15 protein-coding genes and 1 pseudogene are annotated in these 20,787 nt (G+C 67.8%); 9 read left to right on the forward strand and 7 right to left on the reverse strand.

Translation table 11 applies throughout. The features are described 5' to 3' along the window. The first annotated feature begins 406 nt into the window (after positions 1-406). The 5 genes and pseudogenes from ACWDOP_RS03510 to ACWDOP_RS03530 all read left to right on the forward strand — a co-directional run bounded on the left by ACWDOP_RS03510 (position 407) and on the right by ACWDOP_RS03530 (position 4,998). Positions 407-751, forward strand: coding sequence for an HIT family protein (locus ACWDOP_RS03510; RefSeq protein WP_456343744.1), 345 nt, complete (start codon positions 407-409; stop codon positions 749-751). A 169-nt stretch (positions 752-920) separates the two neighbouring features. Continuing rightward, a pseudogene (locus tag ACWDOP_RS03515) lies at positions 921-1,820 on the forward strand (aminoglycoside phosphotransferase family protein). 201 nt (positions 1,821-2,021) lie between these two features. Further along, positions 2,022-2,678: a TY-Chap domain-containing protein gene (locus ACWDOP_RS03520; RefSeq protein ID WP_454207765.1), complete on the forward strand. Its 657-nt coding sequence runs from the start codon at positions 2,022-2,024 to the stop codon at positions 2,676-2,678. 96 nt (positions 2,679-2,774) lie between these two features. Next, on the forward strand, positions 2,775-3,662 hold the full coding sequence (locus tag ACWDOP_RS03525) for a hypothetical protein (RefSeq protein ID WP_456343745.1): 888 nt from the start codon (positions 2,775-2,777) through the stop codon (positions 3,660-3,662). A 121-nt stretch (positions 3,663-3,783) separates the two neighbouring features. Beyond that, entirely contained in the window at positions 3,784-4,998 is a 1,215-nt protein-coding gene (locus tag ACWDOP_RS03530; RefSeq protein ID WP_456343746.1) for a hypothetical protein, read from the forward strand. A gap of 34 nt (positions 4,999-5,032) precedes the next feature. On the opposite strand, the gene ACWDOP_RS03535 is transcribed toward ACWDOP_RS03530, so the two are convergent. Further along, positions 5,033-6,112: a hypothetical protein gene (locus tag ACWDOP_RS03535; RefSeq protein ID WP_456343747.1), complete on the reverse strand. Its 1,080-nt coding sequence runs from the start codon at positions 6,110-6,112 to the stop codon at positions 5,033-5,035. 258 nt (positions 6,113-6,370) lie between these two features. Between ACWDOP_RS03535 and ACWDOP_RS03540 the strand changes: the two genes are divergently transcribed. The 3 genes from ACWDOP_RS03540 (at position 6,371) to ACWDOP_RS03550 (ending at position 8,427) form a co-directional block, all read left to right on the forward strand. Beyond that, positions 6,371-6,889, forward strand: coding sequence for an Ltp family lipoprotein (locus ACWDOP_RS03540; protein ID WP_456343748.1), 519 nt, complete (start codon positions 6,371-6,373; stop codon positions 6,887-6,889). 211 nt (positions 6,890-7,100) lie between these two features. Beyond that, on the forward strand, positions 7,101-7,460 hold the full coding sequence (locus ACWDOP_RS03545) for a DUF732 domain-containing protein (RefSeq protein WP_454207755.1): 360 nt from the start codon (positions 7,101-7,103) through the stop codon (positions 7,458-7,460). A 196-nt stretch (positions 7,461-7,656) separates the two neighbouring features. Further along, a complete protein-coding gene (locus tag ACWDOP_RS03550; protein ID WP_456343749.1) occupies positions 7,657-8,427 on the forward strand; it encodes a hypothetical protein in 771 nt (256 codons plus the stop codon). An 11-nt stretch (positions 8,428-8,438) separates the two neighbouring features. Here the strand turns inward: ACWDOP_RS03550 and ACWDOP_RS03555 are convergent, their stop codons facing one another. Continuing rightward, positions 8,439-9,437: a nucleotidyl transferase AbiEii/AbiGii toxin family protein gene (locus tag ACWDOP_RS03555; RefSeq protein WP_456343750.1), complete on the reverse strand. Its 999-nt coding sequence runs from the start codon at positions 9,435-9,437 to the stop codon at positions 8,439-8,441. A 262-nt stretch (positions 9,438-9,699) separates the two neighbouring features. On the opposite strand from ACWDOP_RS03555, the gene ACWDOP_RS03560 reads away from it, so the two are divergent. After that, positions 9,700-10,467, forward strand: a complete 768-nt coding sequence (locus tag ACWDOP_RS03560) for a hypothetical protein (RefSeq protein WP_456343751.1) — start codon at positions 9,700-9,702, stop codon at positions 10,465-10,467. A gap of 86 nt (positions 10,468-10,553) precedes the next feature. On the opposite strand, the gene ACWDOP_RS03565 is transcribed toward ACWDOP_RS03560, so the two are convergent. From ACWDOP_RS03565 to ACWDOP_RS03585, 5 genes are all read right to left on the reverse strand, one after another. Then, complete coding sequence (locus tag ACWDOP_RS03565) at positions 10,554-16,664, reverse strand: amino acid adenylation domain-containing protein (protein ID WP_456343752.1); 6,111 nt, start codon at positions 16,662-16,664, stop codon at positions 10,554-10,556. A 571-nt stretch (positions 16,665-17,235) separates the two neighbouring features. Next, complete coding sequence (locus ACWDOP_RS03570) at positions 17,236-17,523, reverse strand: hypothetical protein (protein WP_454207745.1); 288 nt, start codon at positions 17,521-17,523, stop codon at positions 17,236-17,238. Between the two features lie 204 nt (positions 17,524-17,727). Next, positions 17,728-19,050, reverse strand: a complete 1,323-nt coding sequence (locus ACWDOP_RS03575; protein WP_456343753.1) for a lipase family protein — start codon at positions 19,048-19,050, stop codon at positions 17,728-17,730. A gap of 280 nt (positions 19,051-19,330) precedes the next feature. Next, positions 19,331-19,792: a MarR family winged helix-turn-helix transcriptional regulator gene (locus ACWDOP_RS03580; protein ID WP_456343754.1), complete on the reverse strand. Its 462-nt coding sequence runs from the start codon at positions 19,790-19,792 to the stop codon at positions 19,331-19,333. A gap of 134 nt (positions 19,793-19,926) precedes the next feature. Next, entirely contained in the window at positions 19,927-20,787 is an 861-nt protein-coding gene (locus tag ACWDOP_RS03585) for a TIGR03619 family F420-dependent LLM class oxidoreductase (protein WP_456343755.1), read from the reverse strand.

A 20,787-nucleotide genomic window follows, 5' to 3' on the forward strand; every position in this document is an offset into this window, starting at 1 on the left:
CGATCGTGTAAATAACCACGCGCCAGGCTGTGCCGCGTTCGCTGATACGTTTGCCACGATTCATGTCTGAGACTCTCCGTTGTCGGCCGGGACCAGGTCGCGGTGCCGACTGTGCGGTCAATGATGGTGGCTCGGGTACGTGGTTTCAAGCGCGGTGTTCTGCCGGGGATATCGGTTCATCGCTTCAGCAGTTGTACGGCTTCGATCGCGCTCAGGGTGGACAGGCGGACGGCGTGGTCCGAGCGCCGTTCAGGTGGGCATGATCGAAGTCGCCGACCTCGCCGATCACGACGCATCCACCACCGAATCCAGCATCCGGCATGTCGCATCCGGAGGGACCGATTGGGTTGAGAGCCTCTGCAGCACAGCATCATTGAGCACTGCTCGAACTCCGTAGAGTCGTGGTGTGATCGAACCTGATTGGTACTGCGCCGAGGTAATCCCACGCTTGATCGACGTCGAAGTCTTGGTCGAGACCGAACACGCCCTCGCCTTCCGCCCGCCGATGCCGGGGTTCGGTACCGAGCATGTCATCGTGGTGCCCAAAGACCATGTTCGCTCCCTCCTGGAGCTCGAACCAGGACTCGGTGCGCACCTCTTGGCGGTCGTGCAAGAAGTCGCGGCCGGAGTTGTCGCCGAGCACGGCGGCTGTCAGGTACTGACAACGCTCGGCGACGAGCAACACAATCGCCATCTTCACGTACACGTCGCGGCGGGCAAGGGCGTTGCACGGTTCGTCGGGCGGGACTGATCACGGCTGAAAGCTCGAAAGCGTCAACGCACTCGACGGCCGATGGCTCGCTGACAGAATCCGCAGCGCTGAACCGCTGACGTGGAACGCTCGACCCCGCATTTCCCTCACCTTGCCTGGCTTACCAGAGCCTCCGGTCGCGGTGTGGTTCTCGGTACCGTGGGTTCGCATGAGCGCCACCGAGCTCGAGATCACCGCGAACCTCGTCCGCGATTTGCTATGGGAACAGCATCCCGATCTCGCGGACCTGACCATCCGCGAAGTGCCCGGTGGCTGGGGCAATCAGATGTGGCGCCTCGGAGACGAGCTGGCCGTACGCATGCAGCGCATGGACCTCACCCCCGACCAGCAACTGGAGGAAAGACGGTGGCTACCCGTACTGGCTCCGAGATTGCCTCTGCCGGTACCGATCCCGGTGCGGTTCGGCGAACCGTCCGCACGCTTCCCCAAGCACTGGACCGTGATGACCTGGGTCCCCGGCCGGCCGCTGGACCACACCAAGATCAGCCGCGGCACCCACGCGGCCGACACCCTCGCCCGCTTCCTGCAGGCACTGCATGTACCGGCAGCCCCCGATGCGCCTGCGGGGAGAGACCGTGGGCGCCACCCCCGAGACTGCACCGACAGCTTCGAGAACCTCGTCCGGGCCGTCGCTCCCGACCTGATCGCCGCCCACAGCCTCCGGAGAGTCTAGTCCGAAGCGGTCGCCGCGCCCGCGTGGGCCGGCCCACCGCTGTGGGTACACGGCGATCTACACCCCGCGAACGTCGTGGTCTCGGACGGAACGCTCTCGGGCATCATCGACTTCGGCGACATGTTCGCCGGCGACCCGGCGTGGGACCTCGCCGCCGCATGGGTGCTGCTGCCCTCGGACACCGCTGAACGGTTCTTCCGCACGTACGCGCACGCCGACAAGGCCACGATCCGACGTGCACGCGGATTGGCCGCGATGAAGAGCCTGTTCCTGATGCTCATGGGGCAGAACGGAAATCGCGGCCTTCCCGGCGGCAAGACGCACTGGGGTCCTGCTGGCCGCGCAGCGCTCGATCGTGTGCTCGAGGGATCGTGATCCTGCCGAACTAAGCACTCTCGTGACAGCGAGCAGGCGGATCGCATCGTGTTGGCGTGAAGGCGGTGGCCGCCTGTTCATCGTCGGTCTTCGAACTGTGTTGGCGTCCAACGACATCCAGTCACAACGGAAGGCAAGGGCCGGGAGTTGTCCCCCGTATCGGGTACGGTCGTGTGCGCTGATCGAGATCGAGGGGTTGACGTGGGATTGGACATCGCTGCGGAATTCGGGGAGTTGGGTTCGCTCTCTGCTGCAGATGAGGTGTGGGAGTGGTATTCGGCGGCATTGGCGTGGTCGTTGTACACGCTGCCCTACCGCGAAGCCATGATCCTGTCGACACCGATTGGATACGTCCAGTTCCACCGTGCGGACGACGGCGTGGAGTGCGAGGTCTCCTCGAACGAAATGCTGGGAGAACAGAGAATCTCACGCGATGGTGAGGCAGCCTTGGCTGCTCAGGGATGGGCGTCGCCGCAGCCCGAGATTCGTGGCGCCTCGGGCAACTGGGCCCGTGAGATTCATGCCCCTGCGGAGTTCGAGGAGTACGAACACGTTGCCGCGCTTGTTGTCACCGCGCTACGGAACGTGCTGGAGTTGCCACTTCCATTCGAATTGGATGTTAGAACACCCTTTTTCGATACAGACAGCACGGACGAGATTCGAGGGCGGTGGCTGCTCGCACGGCCGGACGGATATTCAGCTGAACAGCTTCGGACCGCCACACCGACGCAGTTGCGACGATTGACAATGGCGGGATGGGCCGCGCTGGAGCAAAGCAAGCGGCCACGGCATAGGCGTCTGGGCTGGACCGAGACGGTGGTCGAGGGCGGTGTACGGATGGTCACTTTCGACGATTGACCACTACGTATAGCGAGTCTTGTACGGTGCGTTCGAGTCGAACGCCGCATTCTGGGGTTTAATATGGGTTACGACGTCAGTTTTCATCCTGTCGATATGACACTGCTCGAGCAACGGGTCATCCCGTTCTTGGCCGGCCACGGCGAGGACGACGGCTTGGATGATCTGGTTCTCGACGCGGTGCGGCAGGCCAGAGTCCGATTCCGTGCCAATGCATGGGGTTTGGGCCTCTACAACTTGGGCGCGCGACTGGATCTCGATCCCGCGCTCTACCTCTGGGGGCGACCGTTCTTCGTCACCGCGGATACGCCCGAGGCCGTCGCCGAAACCGTTGTGCGATACACCAAGTGCACCCCCGAAGAAGTCGACGACCTGGCGCGCAGCCAGATCGCTCAGCTTGACCCCCACCTGCTCAACCACATTGAGCCAGATATGACTGGCAATCTACCCAGCGATGGGCGGATAGCTTTCGGCCTTGTTCTGAAACTCGACGCACTTCGCGAGGCCGCGCAGACCATCCGTGCGGGCCGGTCGATGATCCGAGACCGGAGCGGCAATGCGATCTCAGCCGCGGACGCGCTCAACAAATGCGTCCAGTTCCACGCAGTCGAATTCCTGGCCGCGTTGCTCCCCGGCTGGATCACGCGAGGACGGGTCTGGCCGACCGAATTTGACGCGCCACTGTCGGACAACGCGCCCGTTTTCGGTTCGCTACCTACGGAATTCCCGGGCCTCGATTGGACATCCGACCGGACGATCAACACAAACTACGAGATCGGCGGATATTCACCCCCGGGTGAAGTCCGAGGCTTGCGAGAGTGGCTGTCCGACAATGCTTCAACGCTTACCATCGAAGCCGACAAGTGGAACGACCGCTTCTACGTTCGCAAACTCGATGAAGCCTTGGCGCTGACAGGGCTGACGGGATCGGCATTCGTCGAAGCCACCGATATCTACATCCCGTCGATGGGCACGATCAACTGACTGTCGACCGAGTCGAAGTCCTGAAATGCGGACGGCTCCATCGATATCAGCGTGCATGGTGGGGTGGTGCGGCAGCAATGGGTCCGGCGGGATCCTGGTACCCGAAACTGATAGGAGTGAGATGAAGGACATCGAATCCGTACTTGCTGCGGATTCTCTACCCGGCCGTGGCAAGCGTCAGCGCATCTTCGACCTGCTCTCTGTGCAGCCACGACTCGGGGCCGACGCCGCGGTGCGCTATCTTGCCGAAACCGAGAATGAGGACGGGGCCAGCTATGTGGCCCAGTACCTCGCCCTGATCCCTGGTATGGCGGCGGAGAAGACCCGCGCCGCTGTACACCTTCGACGTTCGCCGGCCTTGGCGCGGGAGGCGTCATGGCTCGTTCCCTGGCTGCCCGAGGATCTCCTGAACGCCTTCATCACCGACTATCTGACGGCCGCCGAACTCGGCGAATCAGCGGACGACGCTGTCGTCTACTGCATCGGCCTCTACCACCCGCAGCTCGTGCGTCCCCACGCCAGTCGCCTAAATTCCCACCTACTTCGTGCGCTGCTGTCCGGTGCGCCGGACGAGCTGGCCGACGCCTTCCTCGAGGTCTGGTACCAGACCAACGATTTCTCACGGTTGGAAGCTCTCGCGCTGATCCGCACCGACCATGCGCGCGCACTGGTGCGCAGCGCCCACGGACCGGCCGAGAGGTTCGGGGATTGGGAGACGTTCATGGAGCTGGCCGGCACACTGCCGGACTCCGGTAAGCCGTCCGGATTCTGGCCCGCCTCCATGGGTTTCATCGCGGACAAACAGCAAAGCCCCCATACTGTCGGTGGTCGATTCCACGGCGAAGTCCCGATCTGCTTCGGATGTCACGCACCGGCCGAACGCATACTTCAACTCGCCGCACACTCGCTCCCGTTCCCGATGAAGAACGACCCGTCATTCTTCTGGTACGCCTGCGACTGCGACACCATGTATTCGACAACCCTGCGCATCACACCCGAAGGCACACACGTCTACTTCGGCCCGTCCGCGCCCAGCTCCGGCAGCACCGGAATGGTGCCCGGCGGGGAACGTTCACTCGTGCTGGAACACCATCCCAACCAAATCGGCATCAGCGACGAATCAACCGACGAGAGCAGTCAACACCAGGTCGGCGGCCTCCCCCACTGGATCACCGTGGACCGGCACCCACGCTGCCCCGAATGCGGCGACTACATGCCCTTCCTCGCCTCGATCGGAGGCAACCTCACACCCTTCGGCTACCTGCCGTTCGACGGCACACTCTACTGTTTCTGGTGCGACGACTGTTGCGTCTCGAGCACCAATTACCAGTCCTGACAACGGAAAACGCCAGGGAGAGTGTGAACTCTGGTCAAGGGTTCTCCTCCAGGGTCAGGCCGTAGTAGTCGACGCGATAGCCGGCCACCGACTGCGCGTGGTCGCTCAGGCTGAGGTCGTGCGGGGACGCGACGCCCAGGCCGCGCAGGGTGTCGACCACCATCCGAGCCAGTTCGGGACCGTTGACTTCGCCGATGCCGAAATCGCCGGAGTGATAGGGGGATTCGGTCCAGTGTTCGAGCACAGCGGGCCGGGTGGACTCCGGAATCCAGCCGAGGGAAACGGGGTCGGGGATGTCCGCGCCGAGATCCTCGGTGTCGTACGCGACCTCGAGGCGGTCGCCGCACGCGATGTGGAGGACCACGGGCCCCAGGGTGCCGGGCACCAGGGCGTGGAAGCCGAAGTCCAGTTCGATGTCGAGTGCGTGGGTTTCAGCGGGGAGATTCCAGAGGAAGTCGGTGAGGGTGTGGCGGAAGACATCCCAATCGTCGGTGCGCCAGCGTCCGGGGAAGCCCAGGCCCGCATTGGCGGGATCCCGATTCGAGCCGAAGAAGCCACTGACGGCGTAGTTCTCGCCGTGTCCCTGCCGCCAGAACCAGTTCTCCGCCGGATCGGTCGGCTGCAGCAGCAACTCGGGACCGTGCTCGCCGGCGCGCAATTCGAGGGTGTCCGCCTGCTGACGCCAGCGGCGGAAAGGGCTGCCCCACCGCGGAGCCGAGTCGTAGAACGGACCGAGCCCGCCGTACACGCCCATGATGGGAGCCGTGCCGAACTCTCGGGTCAGCGCCTCACCCGCCGCACGGAACGCAGCGGCCTTTCCCGCCGCTCCGCCTTCCGGGACCGCGATGGGCACGTACAAACCCACGTAGTCCTCGCCGTCGTGCACAAAATCCTTCTCGAAGCGGTCCACTCGCCGCAGCCGAGGCGCCCACTGCGGCAGGTTGTCCGGGCCCACTCCCCCGATCAACTGCACCCCGTCGGCGGTCTCCTGCCACTGCCATCCGAGCCCCTCCACGAGTCGCCGTAGCGGCTCCGCTCGCCAGTCACCGGTTTCCGCACCCCGTAGTTGCCGCGCGAGATCGACCACACGCGCCGCGTCCCAACCCACCGTCATTCCGAACTCCCCGATTCGCTCAACGTATATGGGAGACCCTGCCATACCGGCCCGACAAACCAGGCGGTTGCGACTGTCGTTGCGCGGACTCCGCGCCGGCACGGGCCCCGCAGTGGCTCAGCGGACATGGGCTGCCACCCGACCGACATCCCGTGCCTAACTGGCACTCACCGCACCGAACCAGCTAACACCGCTCCGGCGTCAGCAGATGGCACGACTGCATGATGCTCCACCCATCAACCTGACGAATGGACACTCGTGAACACACCCACCCGCGTCGAGCCGAATTCCACCCCACAGCCCAGCTACTCCTCGGCCGCGCCGAAGAAGTTGAAGAAGCGGGTGTGGCTGGTCGGCGCACCGGTGCTGGCTCTCGCCCTGGTGGCGCCCGCGTGGAGCGGCGGCACGGCCGCGGCCGACGTCGCTCGGCCGGATATCTCGGCGCCCTCATCGGCACTCGCGATCGGATTCTCCCCGGCCAAGCAGGATCTCACCTCCGGCCAGCGCAACGCCATCCAGTCCGCCCAGCAGTATCTCGACTTCTCCGCCTTCTCCCGCAGCGGTCTGATCGACCAGCTCGAGTACGAAGACTTCTCTACCGCGGACGCTACGTTCGCGGTGGACAGCCTGGACGTGGACTGGAACGAGCAGGCGGCCAAGAGCGCCAAGCAGTACCTCGAGTACACCTCGTTCTCTCGGTCCGGACTGATCGATCAGCTGGTGTACGAAGGCTTTACGCGCGCGCAGGCCGAGTACGGAGCCAATGCCGCCTACTGACAATCTGTTTCGTCGGTAAATCCTATTGGCAAGAAGCGAGCACTGCGGCGCACGGCCGTCGCAGTGCTCGCGGTTCATTCCCCCTACCTCCGCAACTCGCAACGAGGCGCTCGAGACCCGAGAGCTGCTCCCGGGCAAGGTTCGGGCGCCTCATTTACGATCTTGGTGGCGATCACAGGGTCGCGCAGTTATCCGAATGATTGGAATCGTCTTGCTCTACTCGAAGGTCGCCACCGGGCTCGTCGCCGCGGCCGCCACTGTTCTGCTCGCCGCCCCCGCCTCGGCATTGCCGTCGGCAGAACTTCAGCCGATCGCGGGCCCGCACAACTACGGCCCGCTCCAGGATGCGCATTTCGGGTTCCTGCTCATCCAGCGGGAGGGCATTACGGCACTTCCCGAACTCATCTCGGATTTCCAGGGTATTGCCGAAGGTGGTCATGCCGTCTGCGATCTGCTCTCGGAGGGCATCTCGAAGAACGGTCTGGCTGCCTACTTGAGCGACGGGGCAGACGATTTCGGCACGGCGCTGGCCTTCGTGAACGCCGCCGAGACCGCCTACTGCCCCGGCTGAAGCCGGGACAACAGCGGACCATCCCGCCAGCGCCCTGGGAAGTCCTGCCCCGAACACCCACGAGCGCCGACATGACGGCAGATTCGCGGTATTCCGGCTCAACTGCTGAACCGAGGGTGCTCAGGGCCGGATGCCGGTCCCGGCCGGCCGGGACACCATCCGCCGAAAACCAAATGGACCGGCATAGTTTCATGGGGTGAGTGCGGGAGACGCACCGAAACGAGTGGGGGATATATCGATGACCGCTGCCGTAGCCGAACTCGTCGCCAAGCTGCGATCGCTGGCGGCCGAGCGACCGGACCTGGTTACCTTGTTCCGCGGATTCACCGAGGCGGAACTCGACGACTTTCCGGTGCGCCTGCCCGAGCCGGAGCGCACATTGCTCGGCCAGGTCGGCGCCATCTGGGTGAATGGACAGGGATTCGGACCCGGCGCCGACAACGTGTTCATTCCGGCCGAGCTGTCCGAAGAGCCCTGGCCGCGGCTGGACTGGTGGTCCTGCGACGGTCCGTTGGAAGTCGGTTCGTTGCGGACCTCACTCGAGGTGCATGATCCTTGCAACGGTGACTTCTACTACCTCGATGTCGATCGCGACACCGGTGCGTGGGGACCGATCCTGGCCTGCTCGACGGACTATGACGACGCCTACGCGTACTTGGCGACCTCGCTGATGAGCTGGTGGGAGCGTATCGCGGACGTGCTTGCCACCTCGCAGACCGAGCAAGAATGGGATTCGGTGTTGCACCCGTGGAGCTTTCGCGATCCCGGCCTCGAACCGCAGGCCTGGCGTGACCTGCGCACCGGACTCTCGCCGGCCCAGCAGGCCGCATTGGCAGACCTCGACGACGACGCGCAGGTGATCGACCTGCACCGCCTCACCCCGCCGGTATCGTTGGAGGTCTACGCCCCGAACACCCTCGAATGCCGGCTCGACGGCCGATTCGCGATCATCCGGCTCCGCGACTGACCCGAAGCTGCTCAGGGCCGAAGTGGAGTGAGCGCGCGGGCGAGGCGTTCGAGCCATTCGCGCAGCGAGCCGGTCACGTGAGGGTGGTTGTGCTGGAAGGACTCCCAGTTCACCACCCAGGCGAGGATGTCGTCGTTCTCGAAATCGGGGGCCGTGTCGCCGAGGACCTTGCGCAGCAGGGGCAGGGTCAGGTGGGTGCGACGAGACTCGGCCAGCAGGACGGCGTCGTAGAGGTCCTTGCCCTGCCCGCCGTCGGGGGTGGCTCCGTAGCTGCGGGGCTGACTGGATTCGGTGTAGAGCCACAACAGTTTCCAGGCCAGTGACGCTTCACGGCTGGCCGTGGCACAGGGAATCGGGGTCCCGCCGTCGCCGCGGGGCACCAGCGTCCAGACCGGGGCGTCGGGCAGGGACTGGCCCGCCGCGAAATCCAGTTGGACCGCGCCGGCCATCGGGTCGGGGCCGGCGGTGTGCCACGGCACCACGACGCGGACGCCGGGGGTGTCGTAGTAGTCGAGGGTGCCGGTCGGGTCGCCGTCGATCTGGTCGCCGTCGAGGATCACACCCGCCGGGGCGGTCGGACGTTCACGGATCGTGTCCGCGAGGTCGCCGAGAAGTGGTGTCCAGGTGTAGGTTTCGAAGCAGTCATCGGGATCGACCCAATGCAGGCCCTCCGGCGGCAGGATCGGGCGCAGCCCGAAGGTCTCGAACTGCTCGTCCTCCCACATCTCGTTGGTCACCGCGCCGAAGGCGGCTTCGGGCCAGTGCTGCACCCAGGACAGGTCGTCGACCCAGGGGTACGGGTCACCCGGGTCGGGCGCGGCACAGCCTTCGGCTTCCGGCAGGATCCAGTCCAGATCCGCAGGGGGCCTGGCGGTTTCACCGACCCACGCAGCCATGGTCATGCTGCCGCGCAGCACCAGGCTACGGCCCCAGGAGGATTCGGCGATCAAGGCGAGCGTGTGATCCAGGGCCGCGCGGTGTGCGGCACGGAATCTCGGTGAATCCTGCACGATGCCGACGGTAGAACAGCGGTCCGACACGACGGCCGGACGTGATGCTCACCCGCTGTGCCGACCAGGCTCGCACGGCGTCGGAACGGCCACCGTTGGCTATCGCGGCAGAAGCGGGTCGCCGGTGTCAGCCAAACGCCTTGTTGCGCTACATGGTCCGACTCCCGGCAATAGCGTGGCCGTGGTCGAGTTGGTGGACGCTGATCAGCTCTGGGACTATCGGATCGGCGTTCGGTAGCAGGGCCGGCGGGAGGAGTCGCGGATGGCCACGGCGCGGCGGTTCTGGATCGAATTCGACCCGCACGAGCGGGTTGACGCCCGGTTCCGGCGGGGTATCGGTGTGACCGGCTTCGACGTGCGGGATTGCTTGTCGATGGTCGCCGAACTATTCCCCGGCAGAATGCTGCCACCCGTGCAGCGAATTACCGTCGACGTCTCGCTCGCCGATCAGCTACCGGCGAATCCCCGCTATCTCGGCGTTTCAGTGTGGCGCGGAGTCTGGTATCCGCCCGTGAACCTCGGGATCGGGCCGAGGCACACCATCGACCGACGGGGAACGCCCCGCGACTATCCGGCCCCTGTCACCGCGTCCCACCACGGAGTGCCGGCTAACGCGAATCCGCGCACGAAAACCACATGGTGGGGCGAAATCCCGCATATCGAGGGCCTGCTGTGGCCGCTGGTGGACATGCACCACGCAGAGAACAGCCGCGGAATGCGCGAGTCCGCCAGGGTGCTGCGCCACGCCTGCGCCGCGGATCCGACCTACGGGACCCTGGTGCGCGAAGCACTCGACTTCATGATCTGGTGGCGGCCGACACCGGACGAATGGTTCGATCCGACCGAAACCAGGTTCACCGGCCGGCATGAACTCGACGAGTACCTGCGAGCCTTCCGCGACTACTTGTTCGGAACTCGCCCGGAGCCGATCTGTCCTCCCGGCAGCGAACCGCTGTCACCCGAGGACGCGTGGCTCGACGCTGTCAGCCGTCTACGCATCACCCGTCCGGGCGACGACCCACCGCGATAGCCACAGTGGGCTGCGGGGGCGGGCTATCGCCCCGTCGGCCGCGGTTTTCATCGCCCGACAGCAGGACGACCGGCGGTTCTGACGCGCTACACCGGGGCCAGTCGCTGCTCCTCGCCGCCGCGCGCGGCCACCGGCAGCCGACTCAGATAGCGGTCCAGCACGATCCGGTCGATGACCGGGCACTCGATCTCCGAATCGACAAGCGCCGCACGGGTGTTCACGTCGGACCAGCGGGCGTGGGCGGCCAAGCCGGCATAGGTGGGTGACAGCAGGGCGGCACGGGCCAGAACATCGCGGTCGGCGGTCGACTCCGCCGCCTGTCGTTCGAGTTCGTGCAGGACCTCGTCCAGGGGCGCGGTCCTTACATCCACCCCGCGCGCACGCAGGCCGTCCAGCACCGCCGAGACCGGCGTGGGCACGTGGTTCACCAGGTGATAGACGGTGTCCCGATGCGGACCCGTGCCGATCGCGACGATCGCGCGCGCAACGTAGTCGACCGGGACCAGGGAGATCGTCGCCTCGCCCACGTCCGGCGCGAGGCCCAGGGCGGCCGCGGCGCCGATCATGGTCCAGAACCCGTCCTGCGGATTGCTGATCGCGTGCACGGTGTGCGCGCTGACGGTGCCGGGGCGCAGGATGGTCACCGGCAGGCCACGCTCGCCCGCCTGGCGAATCAGCTCCTCCCCCACCCACTTCGAGACCAGGTAGCCGTTGTCCTGGAGTTGATCTGCGGTGATGCGGTCGGACTCGGCGACCACGTCGGGCCGGGGTCCGGACGGTATCGCGGCGCCGAGGGTGGACACGAAGTGCACGGGTTTGGCGCGCCCGGTGGTGGCCAGGCGCAGCACCGTCCGGGTGCCCTCGACGTTCGCCGCCCGCAGGCGCTCGTAGGGATCGACGTGATTGACGCGGGCGCCGTTGTGGAAGATCACGTCGATCCGCTCGGTCAGGAACGCGAAACCGCCTGCCGCCATGCCGAAGTCGGGTAGAGACAGATCCCCGCAGAGAATGCGCAGGCGGTCGGAGATACCGTCTGTGCGCAGGCCGAACTGCTCGAGCGAGGCCAGGACCCGTTGGCGGGCTTCGGCTTCGGAGCCGGCGCGCACCACACACCACACCCGGGCCTCGGTGCGGCGCAGGAGTTCGTCGAGCAGGTGCGCGCCCAGGAATCCGGTCGCGCCGGTCAGCAGGATCTCCGCGGCCGGTCCCGGGTTCGGTGGCAGGCACCCGACCGGGGAGATCCCGGGTTCGAGCACGGCGTCGACCGCGGGCGTGGCGGCGACCTCGGGCGCGGGCGGGCTCGTGAGGTACGCCGCGAGTCCCGCGACCGTGGGCGCGCTCAGGATCGCCCGCATCGGCACGTCCAGGTCCAGGCGGGCCGAGAGGTGGCGGTGCACGTCGAAGACGCCCAGCGACGAACCGCCCAGATCGAAGAAGCTGTCGGTGACCCCGACCCGCTCCAGACCCAGCACCTGCGCGAAGACCTCCGCGATCGCGATCTCCACGGGAGTTTCGGGGGCGGGTGCGTCCGACTCGGACAGGTCATCGACGGTGGGCACCGGCAGCGCCGCGCGGTCCACCTTGCCACTGGAATTGGTGGGGAACACCGCGAGCACCGAGATCACCGCGGGCAGCATGTACCCCGGCAGCACGTCGGAGAGACTGCGCCGCAACGCCTTCGGGTCCACGTCCGCGCCCGGCGCCGGAACCACGTAACCGAGCAGACGGACGTCGCCGCCCGCGCGCTGGGCCGTCACCGCGGCCTGGGCGACGGCCGGGTCGGCGAGCAGCGCCGACTCGATCTCCCCCAGCTCGATGCGGTGCCCGCGCACCTTGATCTGCAGATCGGTGCGCCCGAGGAAATCGAGCTCACCGTCGGACCGCAACCGCGCCAGATCGCCACTGCGGTAGGCGCGCGACCCGGGCGGCCCGTAGGGATCGGCGACGAACCGGCCCGCGGTCAGGCCCGGCGCGCCGCGATAGCCGCGCGCGAGCTGGACACCGGACAGGAACAGCTCGCCGACGACACCGCGCGGGACCGGGCGCAGACGCGCGTCCAGCACCCGGCACTGCGAATTCCACGCGGGCACCCCGATGGACAGTCGCGGTTCGTCCAGATCTCGTTCCCGCACATGATGTTCGGTGATGCTGACCGCCGCTTCGGTCGGCCCGTACAGGTTGTGTACCTCCGCGGAGCAGATCCGGGCGAAGGTCTGCACGGTCTCCGGCGGCAGGGCCTCGCCGATGACGAACAGCGCGCGCAGCGATCGCAGCGCCGCGGGTGTCCGATGCTGGGCGATCAGGGCGGCCATGGCGGGCACGACGTCGGTGAGGGTCACCGCGTACGTCTCGATGGCACGGCAGATCGCGTCGGGGTCGCGGTGTTCGCCGGGCCGGGCCAGCGCCAGGCGGGCGCCGGCCCACAGCGGCACGAAGTAGCCCCACAGCGAGACGTCGAAGGTGGCGGCGGTCTTGTGCAGGTACACATCTCGCACACCGATCGCGTAGCGCCGGCACATCCACGCCACCTGATTCGCGATCGCGGCATGGGTGATCACCACGCCCTTCGGGCGGCCGGTCGAGCCCGAGGTGTACATGACGTAGGCGGCGTGATCGGGCCGCAGCGGCCCGGCGCGTTCGTCATCGGACACCGGGTCGCCGGGGTAGGCGCTCAGGTCGAGGGTGTCGATCAGGTGCGCCTCGACCAGGGTGAAATCGTCTGCGGTGGTGGACAATACGCAGTGCGGTTGCGCCGATTCCAGCACGTACCCGATGCGATCGGCGGGGTGTTCGGGGTCGATGGGCACCCAGGCGGCGCCGGCGTCGACGACCGCATGCATGGCGACCACCTGGTCGATCGAGCGGTGCATGGCGAGTGCGACGATCGACTCCGGGCCCACCGCCCGGTCGGCGATCAGCCAGCGCGCGAGGCGGGCGATCCGCTCGGACAGCTCCCGGTAGGTGATCGACTCGCCCGCGCACATCACGGCGATGTCGTCCGGGCGGCGGGCGGCGTGCCGCGCCACCACTCCGGACAGGGTGTGCACGTCGAGTTCCCGCTCCGCGCCGTGGCTCGACAGCTCGGCGTCGTCCTCGCGCACGAGTTCGAGATCTCCGACCCGGCGCCGCGGGTCCTCCAGGATCGATCGCAGCAGCCGGAGATAGCCGTCCAGGAAGCGCTCGACGGTGGACTTGTCGAAAAGATCTGTGCTGTAACCGAACCGGATCCCGATAAGGCCGGGCGCGCCGTCCTCGCCGCGGGTGTCGATGACCCCGATGTGCAGGTCGGACTTCACGGTCTCGGCCGCGACGTCCAGCATCGAGGTCGTGGCGCCGGGCATGGACAGCGCGGCCTGAGTGAAGTTCTGGAACGCGAAACCGACCTGGTACAGCGGATGCCGCCCGGGCGATCGGACCGGGTCGACGGCGTCGACGACGAGTTCGAACGGCACTTCCGAATGCGCGAAATTGGCCAGGTCCCGGGTTCTGGTGCGGGCGAGCAGATCGATGAAGCTCTCGTCGAGATCCACGCTGGTCCGCGACACCGTCGTGTTCACGAACATGCCCGCGACCCCGTCGAGGGCGGGTTCGGACCGCACGGTCATCGGGACGCCGATGGCGATGTCCGAGGTGCCGGACAGCCGGGCCAGCAGCACCGCCAGCGCGGTGCGCATCACCATGAACAGGCTCGCCTGCCGGGCGTTGGCCAGGTCCAGCAGCTCGGTGTGCGTGTGGGCGGGCAGCGTGCGGTCCACCGTGGCTCCGCGTAGCGAGGCCACGCTGGGACGGCGCCGGTCCGCGGGCAGGTCGAGTTGGTCGGGCAGACCGTCGAGCTCGGTGCGCCAGTATCGAAGCTGTTGCGACAGCAGCGAATCCGGGTCCTGGAGCGAGCCGAGCAGTTCGCGTTGCCACAGCGCGTAGTCGGCGTACTGCACCGACAACGCCTGCCAGGCGGGTGCGACGCCACCCAGCCGCGCGCTGTAGGCATCGGCCAGGTCGCGTGCCAGCGGCGCCATGGACGAGCCGTCCGCGCAGATGTGGTGCAGCGCGCACACCAGCACGTTTTCGGTCGGCGTGCGCAGCAGTCGAACGCGCAGCGGCACCTCGGCGGTCACGTCGAAGCCCTGCCAGAGCAGCTCGCGGACCCGGGCAGGCAGGTCGGCGTCCGCGAGGTCCTGCACCCCGAAACGGTCGAGCAGGGCCTCCGGGGGTTCGATGTGCTGGTGCGGTCCCTGGTCGTCGGCGGGGTAGCGGGTGCGCAGCGCCTCGTGCCGGGTCACCACGTCGAGCAGGGCGCGGGTCAGGCTCGGTTCGTCGACGCCGTCCAGGCGCAGGGCGAAGCCGATGTTGTCCACCGCGGCCGCGGTGTCGAACTGATTGCGCAACCAGAAGCGAAGCTGGTTCGCCGACAACGGGATCCGCTCCGGGCGCACCCCGGACAGCAGCGGCGGGCGGGCGGTGTCGAAGTGCCTGGTGCGGATCGCGGCGGTCAGCAGGGTCGCGGTGCGGTACTCGAACAGCAGCTGCGGTGGAATCCGCAGGTTCCAGATCTCGCTCAGGCGGGCCGCGGCCTGGGTGGCCAGCAGTGAGTTCCCGCCGGAGGCGAAGAAGTCGCTGTCGCCGTCGACATCCCGGGTTCCAAGCACCCGGGCGAACACCTCGCGCACCAGGTCCTCGCCCACCCCGCTCGCGCCCGCGATCGGTGCGGACCTGGCGGTGTGGGCGGCGAGGGCGGCCCGATCGACCTTGCCCGACGGCGTGATCGGGAACTCGGCCAGCACGCGAATCGAGTTGGGCTGCATGAAGGACGGCAGTTCCGCGGCCAGCGCGGCGCGCAGCTCGGCGACGACCGTGTGCGCGGGCGTGCGCTCGGTGCGCACGAACGCGACGAGTTCGACGCTGCCGGTCGAGGTGGTCCGGTCCACCGTGACCGCGTCCACGACGCCCGGCAGGCGGGTGAGGGTCGCGTCGATCTCGCCCAGTTCGATGCGATGCCCGCGGATCTTGACCTGGTGGTCGCCGCGGCCGCGGTATTCCAGCTCGCCGTCGCGGTTGGCCCGCACCAGGTCTCCGGTGCGGTACATGCGCGCGCCGGGCGGGCCCAGGACGTCGGGCACGAAGCGCGTCGCGGTCGGTTCCGGGTGACCGGGATATCCCCGGGCCACCGCCGGTCCGCTCACGTACAGCTCTCCCACGCCGCCGGGCGCGACCGGGCGCAGCCGCGTGTCCAGGATTCGGTGGTGCAACCCGTCCACGGGACGGCCGATGGGCACCGGGTCGGCCGCGCGCAGCGGGCCGGTCAGGCTGGCCGCGATCGTGGATTCGGTGGGTCCGTAGATGTTGTGGAATCGGCGGCGCGGGGAATTCCAGCGCCGCACCAGCGCCGGCGGGCAGGGTTCGCCGCCCACCGCGATCGTGGTCAGCGCCTCCAGCTCGCGGGCGTCGAGGCTCGCCAGGACCGACGGGGTTAGGAAGGCGTGGGTGATGCGGTGCCGGTGCAGGAAGTCCGCCAGCTCACCGCCACCGAGGATGGTCTGCGGCGCGACGACCAGGGCGGCGCAGGAGCCGACGGCGAGCAGTAGTTCCAGAATCGAGGCGTCGAAACTCGGGGAGGCGAAGTGCAGCACGCGCGCGTCCCGATGCACCGACAGCGAGGTACGCAGATCTGCGGTCAGCGCGGGCACCCCGGCGTGGGTCACGCCGACGCCCTTGGGGCGGCCCGTGGAACCGGAGGTGTAGATGAGGTAGGCCAGGTTCGCCGGGCGTGGCTGCGCGCGCCGGTCCGCGTACGAGATCGGCCGTGCCGATTCCGCGTTCAGCTCGGCCGTCACCCGCGGGTCGTCGAGCACGAGCCAGTGGATGTGGCCGGGCAACTCCTCGAGGTACCGGGCCAGGGTGATGCCGAACGCGCAGCCGCTGTCGGCGAGGAGGTAGTCGACCCGCGCCCGCGGGTAGGCCGGGTCCACGGGTACGAACGCGGCGCCGGACTTGGTGATCGCCCAGGTCGATACGACCGAATCCACCGAGCGGGGCAGCACGATCGCCACACGGTCCTCGGGTCCCGCGCCGAGCGCGCACAGCGTGCGGCCGAGCCGGTTGGACTCCTCGTCCAGCTCCCGGTAGGTCAGCGAGCGGTCCGTCCCGACCAGCGCGACCCCGTCCGGGTGCTGGGCGACGGCGGCGCCGAGCAGCGACACGACGCCGCGCCCCCGCAGTTCGCCGTCGCGACGCCTCCGCTCCGCCCGAGGTGTCGCCGGCAAGCGGTTGTCGCGCATAGAGATCCTGTCGTGAGCATGCTGTTCGCTGAATTCTGACAGCAGACATCGTGGTGGATTCCCACCCGAGAAAAGACCGCCGGATTCGCGCGACACTCGCGCCCGAATCCACGGGGTTCCCCGCCCCCGACGGCGTGGCCCAGCATCGACACTTCTGACTGTGTCGGGACATCATGTTATCGATCGTGATCCATTGCAAGCCCGTGGGTGCGGCTGGTTGGTGCGCGGCAAATCAGCACGCACCCAAGGGGATAGAGACCGTGCTGCGGCCTGCTGTGATAGCTATACGGTCTGAGTGTCCGGCACGTATGTCACCCGACCCGAGTCGACCCCGGGCGAAACCCGCCGTCCCCCCGCGCCGAACGACGCCGCCGGTGTGATGCGCGAGTACGAGCTATCGGTCAGACACCGTGGGCGGCAACCCACTCGTGAACGCTCGTCCTCCTATCCGGATCAATCGTGCGCGGCCCCCGAAACCGGCGGTGAGTGCCGATCAGCAGACGGTGCCCTGCCGAACCGCGGCTCTGGTGTCGAAGCTCTCTGGGTTCACCGCCGTGCGCACGACGACCTGTTTGGCGGTGTCGACCAGGAAGGTCCAGCCGCCGGACAGCACGGTGCCGTTGGCGTCGATTCTGTTGACCTGCACGTACTTACCGTTGTCGGGACGGCGGGCGGTGAACCGGCCGAACCGGGTCTCGGGCGCCTTGGATCGCACCAGGGCTATGGCCGCGCTCGCGTCGATCTCGGACAGTTCCGACACCGGGGTTGGGTTCTCCTGCATGGGTCCTCGTCTCCTGTCCGAAGGTGCGTTCGCAGCTCAGTTCATACCGGAACCGGGCTCGCGGCGCAGCATTCACGGTCGCGCAATGATGCACACGATGCGAATCGGCGGCGAACCCGAGGTGGGTTCGCCGCCGATTTCACTGCGCGGAGGTGTGCTACCGGGTCACCGTCGACCCCTCGTGGCGGCGGTGATCCGAGACGGTCAGTCGATCGTGCAGCCTTGCAGGGGAACGTCATTCAGGCGATCCAGGAGGTAGTTGATCGCGTTGTTGGTGCCGAACCCGTCGATCAGCTCCGGCCCGAAGTGGTTGGGCAGGGTGGCTTTCGGCAGGATCGGGGGCAGATGGTTGGTGCGGAAGGTCACCGTCGCCCCCGCCCCGCACCAGGTGTCCGCGAGCGTGCGGGTCTGCGCGTACGGGACGGTGTCGTCGTTGATGCCACTGGTGATCAGGACCGGGCTGCGCGGGGTCAGGGTGCCGATGCGCTGCTGGGCCAGGATCGTGGACACCTCGGGGATCTCACGCAGGTGCTCGGTGAGCGGTCGCTGATCGACCGTCAGACCGGTGGTGCGCAGGAACGGATGCCGCATGATCACATCGGCGATGCACTCGTTCTCCAGCGTCGACAGCAGGGCCTTGCCCTCATCGGTGGTGCGCGCGTCCAGAACCGGCTTCAGATCGGGGTAGCGGGCCATGAAGCCGTTGAGCGCGAAGCCGATCGCGCCGCCGATCAGGGCACCCTCGATCTCGCCGAGAATCTCGGACAGGTCCGCGGTCGGCGCGCCCGCCCAGGTGCCCTTGAGGTTCAGCTCGGGGGCGTACGTCGGGTGCATCTCCGCGGCCGCGGCGGTCGCGCCGCCGCCCTGGGAGTAGCCCCAGAACACGATCGGGGTGTCCGAGCCGGTGCCGGCGAGCGTGTTCGCCGCGCGGGCGGCGTCCAGGACCGCGTGGGCCTCTTCGATGCGGTTGGCGTAGGTGTGCACCCCGGGGGTGCCCATGCCGATGTAGTCGGGCACGAAGACCCGCGCGCCCAGGTGGTTCCACGCCATCGCCGACAGCGCTTCCTGGTTCGCGGACAGCGTCGGCGGGGTGATGGCCAGGTACATGCCGAGGGTGAACGCCTTGGACAGCGCGCACTGATCACCCTGCCCGGTGGTGCCCGGGGCGATGACCACCGTCGGGCGCGGGCCCTTCCCCTGCCAGGGCTGGGTGGCCTCGATGTAGGTGCCCGTGACCGCGATGGGAGCGTTGTCCTGGGTGCGGGTGGTGTACATGACGGTCTTGGCGGCGAGGGGCCACTGTCCGTCTCCCCCGGGCTGCGCCAGGTAAACCGGCAGATCAGCGGTCTTGATCACGGCTCCGGCGGCGGTATCGAACTGCGCGGGCGGGAGGTAGAAGTCCTCGGCGGGCGCGGCCTGCGCCGGGGCGGCCACCGCGCTCACGAGCCCGGCTCCCACGCACATCGCCGCGGTCATCGCCATGAGGCGCCGAACCGCGCGGCGCCGCGCTGTTTTTTCGACTGACATCGTCGTCGTCTTTCTCTGCAAGATCGGAACAGCTGTGGCGCAGGCCGGCAGGCGGTACTCGTGGTGTCCGCTGCCGGGACGAGGCCTGCGCGGCCGAGGGGTGCGGGTGGGCACGCCGGCTCGACGACAACCCGGTGTGTTTCGCACGGGCCGCGCACAGTTGTGTTGCTGGTAACTCAGTTACCGGTAACGAAGTTACTATAGCTCGAGGTGAGCCACAGCACTCCCCCCGCAATCGCGAGGTACGGCACACACGCGGGCACCCGCGCGGCGCACTGTCCTAGGGCGCCGGGCTCCCGTGCTGGCGGGGTCGCATCCGCGCGTCGTACCGCTCGAGGGCGGAGTTGAACCGGGCGAGGTGGTCCACGAGTGCGGCGACCTCGTGCTCGGGCCAGTCGGCCAGGATGGCCCCAAGGTGATGCACGCGCGAAGTCCGCTCGACCTCCATCTTCGCCAGACCCGCACCGGTGCAGCGGAACTTGCGGGCGATACCGCCGTCGGGGTCGGGAATGCGTTCGAGCAGACCGGCTTTCACCATCGCGGAGGTCTGGCGGTTGAGCGTGGACACGTCCAGGCCCAGGGCGTCGCTGAGCTGACCGATGGACATCGGCCCGCTACCGCTGAGCCGGTGCAGCAGCACGTAGGCGCTGCGGTCCAGCTGCCCGGCGACGCGCCGCGTGACGAGGCTGTAGCGACCGAGCAGCATCGCCTCGAACTCGAGCGCCCCGATGGGAGTGGTCACCTGGCTCCGTCCCGCGAACCGGATCGACCGGCCCGGCCGATTGCCCGCCCACTGTACCGCCGGTCGTCCCGGGCGGGCGCCCCGTGCGCTCGGACCGCGCGGCCCCGGATGGTGAGACCGCCCGGGCCGCAGCGCTATCGGTCGAGTTTCAGGTCGTGGCGGAAGCGCTCCATGTCGGCGATCTTCTGCGCGGTCGTCGCGTCCGGGCCGGTGTAGAACATCCACGGCATGGTCAGGATGTGGGTGATGCCGCCGGCTTCGGCGCGGGCGTAGTCCTCGATGGTCAGCGCGTCGGTCAGCGGAGCCATGACGGTGAAATCGTCCATCGACAGACCCGCCGCGGTGCGGAGCGCGCGCAGCTTCGCCGCGATGGCGACGGCCTTGTCGGTGGTGGTGAGATCGCCGATCCAGCCGTCGTAGCGTGCCGCGCGGGCCAGCGCGATGTCGGTGAGACCGCCGACCAGCACCGGGACCGCGGGCGCGGGCGGGCTCATCGCGAGCCGGGGAGTGTGGAAGAACTCGCCGTCGAATTCGGTCCAGCCCGGCTCCCACAGGCGGCGCATGAGTTCGATCTGTTCCTCGGTGCGGGCGCCCCGGCGGTCGAAGGGCCTGCCCAGGAGCTCGAATTCCTCGCGGCACCAACCGACTCCGATACCGAGTTCGACGCGCCCGTCCGCCAGCACCGCGGCGGTGCCGATCGACTTGGCCGCGGCGTAGGGTTCGCGCATCGCGGGGATGTACACGGTGGTGACGAAGCGCAGGCGGGTGGTGACCTGGGCCAGGGCGCCGATCAGCACCCAGGGATCGGGCCAGTCCGCGAAGGGATCCCAGCGGCGCTTGCCGCTGCGGGTGTAGGGGTAGGGCGTCTCCAGCTCGGCGAGGTTCACGACGTGATCGGGCAGGCCCATCCCGTCGTAGCCGAGAGCGTCGGCGGCGCGGGCGATCTCGGGAATCTCCCGGGTCGCCAGGAAGCCGGTGCTGATGTAGTACCGCAT

Source organism: Nocardia sp. NPDC003693 (assembly GCF_053981095.1).